The following is a 6,255-nucleotide window of genomic DNA, read 5'->3' on the forward strand; positions in this document are numbered from 1 at the left end:
AATTATTATACTAATTTTAATATGCGTTTTAAGTTTTTGGTTAGTTAGTGTGATTGTTTTTTAATGCGTTCTAATAAGCGTTTTTGTTTGAGTTTGGAAAGGTAATCTATAAATAAGATGCCTTTCAAATGATCAAGTTCGTGCTGAATGCAAACTGCCAGCAAATTGCGTGCTTCTAAGGTAAATGGCTTGCCATTTTCATCCAGTGCTTCAACTACAATATGGTTAAAGCGTTCAACTTCTGCATAATAACCAGGCACAGATAAGCACCCTTCGGTATGTATTTCTTTTTCTTCCTTTTTAGTAATTGTTGGATTGATAAAGCATAAAGGGTGTTTTCCGATGAGGAGTTTTTTGTTTTCGGTGTTACGATTTTCTAATATCAATTGGTAGTCTTCACCTGAATCTGGCACATCCATCACTACTACTTGCAAATGCTGATTAACCTGAGTAGCTGCTAAGCCAATACCATCTGAGTTGTACATAGTCTCAAACATATCTTTGACTAAGGCTTTAATCGTGTCATCTACTGTCTCAACTTTGCTGGCTTTGGTGCGAAGTTTATCGTCTGGGAATTTTAAAATAGGAAGATTCATAACTTTACTAAGGTGTTTTTAATGGTATCAGAGGTATTCGGATAGTCTTCATTGTAATGCAAACCACGACTTTCTGTTCTTGAAATTGCGGATTTAACCGTAATTTTTGCAGTGGTGATGAGATTTCTTAATTCGATTAAATCGCTTGAAACCAAGTAAAGACGATAGTATTCATCCACTTCATTTTGTATTTGCGTTAAGCGCATTTGTGCAGCACGCAAGCGTTTATTGCTACGCACAATGCCGACAAAATTCCACATAATGCGCCTAACTTCATCCCATAAATGCGAGACCATCACTTTTTCTTTAGATGGACTGGCTCTGGATGCATCCCAATCATTAAAGTTTGGATAATCTTGTTCAAATATTTGTGTATTGATATGATTGGCACAAGCTTTGGCGAATACCACACATTCTAATAGTGAGTTGCTTGCCATACGATTGGCGCCGTGTACTCCTGTGTGTGCGACTTCACCAACAGCATATAGATTGCTCACATTGGTTTGAGCATCAAGATTGGTTTGTACACCACCACAAGTATAGTGAGCAGCAGGTACAACAGGGACAGGCTGTTGAGAGATATCAATACCAAAAGAGATGCATTTTTTATCAATGGTTGGGAAGTGTGCTTGTATCCAATCTTTATCCTTAAAAGAGATGTCTAAATACACACAGTCAAAACCATTGATTTTCATTTCTGAGTCAATCGCTCTGGCGACAATATCGCGCGGGGCAAGTTCAGCTTGTTTGTCGTATTTATGCATAAATGCCTCACCATTTGGCAAGATGAGTTTTGCACCCTCACCACGCAAAGCCTCAGAGATTAGGAACGATTTTGCGTGCGGGTGATATAGACAAGTTGGATGAAACTGAGTAAATTCCATATTAACAATATCGCAATATGCGCGATATGTCATCGCAATACCATCACCTGTTGAAGTGTCTGGATTAGAAGTATAAAGATAGGTCTTGGAAGCGCCACCTGTGGCAATAATGGTTTGGTGAGCAATAAAACTCTCAACCTTATTACTGGATTTGTTTAGAATATAAGCACCATAACATTGTTTATCTTTTATTAGTAAATCAATGGCAATAAAGTTTTCAAAGAGACAAATATTTTTCTTTGATTTAACGCTATCTAATAAATTGGACTGGATAGATTGCCCTGTTTTATCAGCCACATGTGCCACACGCCTATTACTATGTCCACCTTCAGTGGTAAGATGGTATTGTTCGTTTTCTTGGGTAAATAACACACCTGCTGCCTCTAAAGATGCAATAGCCTCAGGTGCGTTCTCAACCATAAAACGAACGGCTTTTTCATCGCCTAAATTACTGCCTGTTGATAAGGTATCTTTGATATGCGACTTAAAATTATCCGCACTATCAAGCACTGCTGAAATACCGCCTTGGGCGTAGTAAGAGCTGCCCTCTAAGAGTTTGTCTTTAGCAATCAGCGCAACAGATAAATCCTCAGACAGTTGTAAAGCACTCATCAATCCCGCACTGCCTGTACCAATAATTAAAACATCGAAGTGGTATTGTGTTGACATTGTTAGAGCAAACACTTGTGTGTTTAGATTTTTGGTTTAAAGATTAAAATCAATTTGGGTAGTAAAGTTAGATTTGCCAGTAACGCGCTCAGCATAGCAATAGCAGTAAAGACACCAAAATAAATACTTGGAATGAAATTAGACAAAGCTAAGATTAAGAAGCCCAATGTGACGGTGATTGAGGTGTAAAACATTGCCAAGCCAATTGAATTGTGTGAACGATACATCGTGGCCAAGTAGTCATGGTCTTTTGTAAATTCAGCTTTAAAACGATGAATATAGTGAATGGCATTATCAACACCGATGCCGATCGCAATGGCTGAGATAGTGATGGTCATTAAATCTAGTGGAATATTCATTAAACCCATAATGCCCAAAATAAAAATTGAGGGCAATGTGTTAGGAATAATCGCTAGAATCGACAAACTGAACGACCTAAAAATAAACAAAAACATAATAAAAATCATTATAAATACCGCAATAATGGTTTTAATCTGCGAGTCAAACAGGCTTTGTAGCATATTGTTATATAATACCAACATGCCCGTTGTGTGGAAACTGTCCTTTTTAAAGCCAATATCTTTTGCAATATAGTTCTCAATTTTTTCAATTAATACAGCGCGTTTGAGGTTTTTATTAGTCTCACGAATACGAATAACCATACGCAATTGCCCACTATCTTCGGATATGTAAGGGTCTAATACTTGCGTTTTGGCATTTTCTGGAATTTGACTTTTAATGATATTTAAAAAGAAACCATTAGGTGATTTATTCTCATTGGCACGCGTTAGTATTTGCATGAGCGTGTCAATTGAAAGCACCTTCCCTGTTTCATCTAGGCTGTCTAAATACTGATGAATTTTGTGTATATCAGCACGCAAGTCTTCGTCATACCAATAATCTTGTGCTAAGTCATCAAAGATAATTTCTAGCGGGATTGTGCCACCGAGTTTTTCGTCAATCAGTGTTAGACCTTGATTAATTTCAGTACTTTCTTTAAAGTAATCAATAAAGCGATTTTCAACACTGAGCTTGTTAATACCTACGACTGAAAGCCCAATACATAACACCAAAACAACCAGTAAGTAAGTACCAAATTTTTCGCTAAATTTAGCCAAACTATGGGTAAATCCTAATTCAGTGTTGAATTTTGGCACTTGTGCTTTTGGCAAAAAACGCATAATAATCGGAAAGGCAATAAACGATAGCACTAAGGCAATTGTGACACCAATGGACATCATCCAACCAAAGTCAATCACAGGTCTAATGCCACTAATTAGCAATGAGCCAAAAGCAACAATAGTCGTTAGTGTGGTGAACAAACAAGGTTTAAGCATTTGCTCCAAGGTATTTTGAATCAGTGTGTAATAATCTAAATCAGGATTATTCTGTGCTAATTCTCGATAGCGTACCACCAAATGAATAGTCACTGAGAGCGTCATCACTAATAGTAGTGAGAAGAAATTAGAGGAAATAACGGTAACTTTCCATCCTAAAAATGCCAAGATACCCGTCATTGTCAGTGCACCGGTAATGCTAATACCAATTGGCATTAGCACCCAGCGAATACCTTTAAAGATAAGTGCCAAAATGAGTGACATCAAGGCAATAACCGCCAAACTAAAAACAATTAAATCACTGCTGATATAGCCAATAATATCGGTAGTAATCATCGGTAGTCCACCTAGGAATAGATTTGCTTGATCTCGATATTTGTCAATTGTTGTACGGATTTGAGTAATGGTTTTATCTTGCAGATTGTTTTGTACTATTGCATCTTGTATGACTTGCTTTTCAATGTTTTTTAATTTCGTTAATTCTTCTTTAGAGAGTTTGTTGTTTTGCTTTTTTATACGCATTTCATTGCGTGTTTGGCGTCGTTTTTCGAATTGCTCGTTACCCTTTAATGCCACCAAAACTGCACTGGTTTTGCCATCTTTACTGACTAAATTATCCCCGTATAGAGAGGATGCTCTAAATTCTTTACTCGCAAGCGCAAGATTAGCGTTACCATTCTCAATAGAGATATTTTTAGAGGCTAAATCGGTGAGTGATAGTGGTGGTGATTGGAACAAAGGTACATCTAAAATCGTAGTGACCGATTTGATTTGTTCGATAGTTTGCAAGTCTTTTTTAAGACTTGCTAAATGCTTGAGTTGTTTTGGGGCGAGTAAATTGTCTTTAACTTGGTAACTAATGACTAGGTAATCATCAGAGCCATAATTTTTTCTAACACTTTGGTAATAACGAAGATTATTATCACCTTCTAAAACCAATGAATCACTTGAAGCGTCTAATTGAAAATTAGGAATTTGCGCGATAAAAAAAACAACAAACAACAACAGCAATACAATACTATTGCCAGGTTTTTTGATAACAGCATTATAAAAATGTTTCATAGACTTAGACCGCTAAAATTCAAAGCTTTTTATTGCTTCCAAACCTTGCATTGTACTTAGGTGTGTTTCAAACAATGCTTCAGTTTCCCATTCGTGCTCGCTAATGCGGGTAATGAGTTTTGCAGTCATTGCATTACCCTTGCCTTCAACCACAAAAATACGGCCACCCACATTGAGCAAATGAAAATAACGCCCCGTGATCTCTGGTACTGCACTACCAACAATCACCACATCAAAAAAATCATTTGATTGCCAACCTTGAGAGGCATCACCTGCTGTAAGTTGTGCATTATTGATATTAAGCTCATTAAGTTTTTCCTTTGCACCATTGCTAAGCGCCTCATCGATTTCAACACTGGTGATAGATTTACAAAGCTTTGCAACCACTGCTGTTAAATAACCACTACCTGTGCCAATTTCTAGTACTGTCTCATGTGATTTAATATTAAGTGCATTAAGCAATCTACCTTCAATCTTAGGGCTGAACATTTTTGCTTGCTTGTTTAGTGGGATTTCAATATCGGCAAATGCAAGGTTCTTATACGCCTCAGGTACAAAAACCTCTCTAGGAATATCTCTCAGCGCATTATTGGCAATATAGTTGAGTCCACCCCAAGGGCGAATTTGTGAGTCAATAGAATTTTGTCTTGCTTGTTGTGTATTGTCCATATTAATTTTTTTTGTTAAAAACAATGCTTGTAATTTTAATATATTTATTGAGAGACCTTTGTATAAATAAGAATAATCATCAGAAACCCACTTTTCACTCACTTGGAGATTTTTTAAACCCAGTCTTAGTCCTGCTAGGACAAGGTTTAAAGAAATCACCAATTGGGCAAAAATTGGATTTTGCCAATCATACCTATTTATGCAAAGGTCTCGTTGAGTCCTAATGCGTAAAAACACAGGATATTTAAATTTTCCTTTTTTCGTCAAACCATAATATTTAAAAGTAACGCTAGTGCCAATAGCAGGTGGGTTTTTACGCTGAACATCTGTAAAGCCCGACCCAATCTTAACCATTGCACCGCCTTTAGTTTTACATAATAACGAACCCATCTTCCCCACATACTTTCCTTTTCCAGGCAAGATTTTTTCAATCACACACTCTGTATCTAGATATTTTTTCACTTTAAGTGCTGAGCTCAATCTACCTGTTTGATATGCCGTAGCAGGGTTTCTCACCACCACGCCTTCACCATCTTTATGTACAATATCACGCAAGAATTTCTTCACTTGATTTTGATGGGCAATCGGATATTGTTTGATAATTTTAATCGGCGTATTCGCTTGATTTTTTAAATAATTGCGTAAAACTTTCAATCTATCCAACAATCCACCATCTTGATTTGGCACTTCAAAAATTTGATGAGTGATTTTGTGCCAGCGTTCATCAGGATTTTTGCGTCTAACAATACTACTAATTTCTTCAAAATCCGCACGCTTTGTCCATAATTCACCATCAATAGCAAATGGCGGATAATTTTCAACAAACCAATCAGGCGCTATAATTTGTTGACCACCTCGAGTTAACAACTGCTTGCCATTCCAAAAACCTCGAATACCATCAAACTTCTCACTCATCATCCAACCCACAACAGACTTTTTATCGTCATAGGTTTTGAGTAGAAATAAATCTGGCTTATTTGCTGCTAACAGCAAACTTGGTAGACACAACAAACATAATATTTTAATTATTGTTTTCAT

At 36.8% G+C, this 6,255-nt stretch carries 4 protein-coding genes; all 4 read right to left on the bottom strand.

Annotated features, from left to right (window positions below; all coding sequences use genetic code 11):
- Nucleotides 1-44 precede the first annotated feature (44 nt).
- Entirely contained in the window at nucleotides 45-596 is a 552-nt protein-coding gene (def, locus tag BAZSYMA_RS08450; protein ID WP_090717915.1) for a peptide deformylase, read from the bottom strand.
- On the bottom strand, nucleotides 593-2,149 hold the full coding sequence (gene nadB, locus BAZSYMA_RS08455) for an L-aspartate oxidase (RefSeq protein WP_090717918.1): 1,557 nt from the start codon (nucleotides 2,147-2,149) through the stop codon (nucleotides 593-595). Before nadB ends, def begins: the two co-directional genes overlap by 4 nt.
- 23 nt (nucleotides 2,150-2,172) lie before the next feature.
- Nucleotides 2,173-4,548, bottom strand: coding sequence for an efflux RND transporter permease subunit (locus BAZSYMA_RS08460; RefSeq protein ID WP_090717921.1), 2,376 nt, complete (start codon nucleotides 4,546-4,548; stop codon nucleotides 2,173-2,175).
- A 12-nt stretch (nucleotides 4,549-4,560) separates the two neighbouring features.
- A partial coding sequence (locus tag BAZSYMA_RS10475) for a DNA ligase (protein WP_237731665.1) occupies nucleotides 4,561-6,255 on the bottom strand: 1,695 nt, incomplete at its 5' end.

This window comes from Bathymodiolus azoricus thioautotrophic gill symbiont (genome assembly GCF_001298715.1).
GTDB lineage: Bacteria > Pseudomonadota > Gammaproteobacteria > PS1 > Pseudothioglobaceae > Thiodubiliella.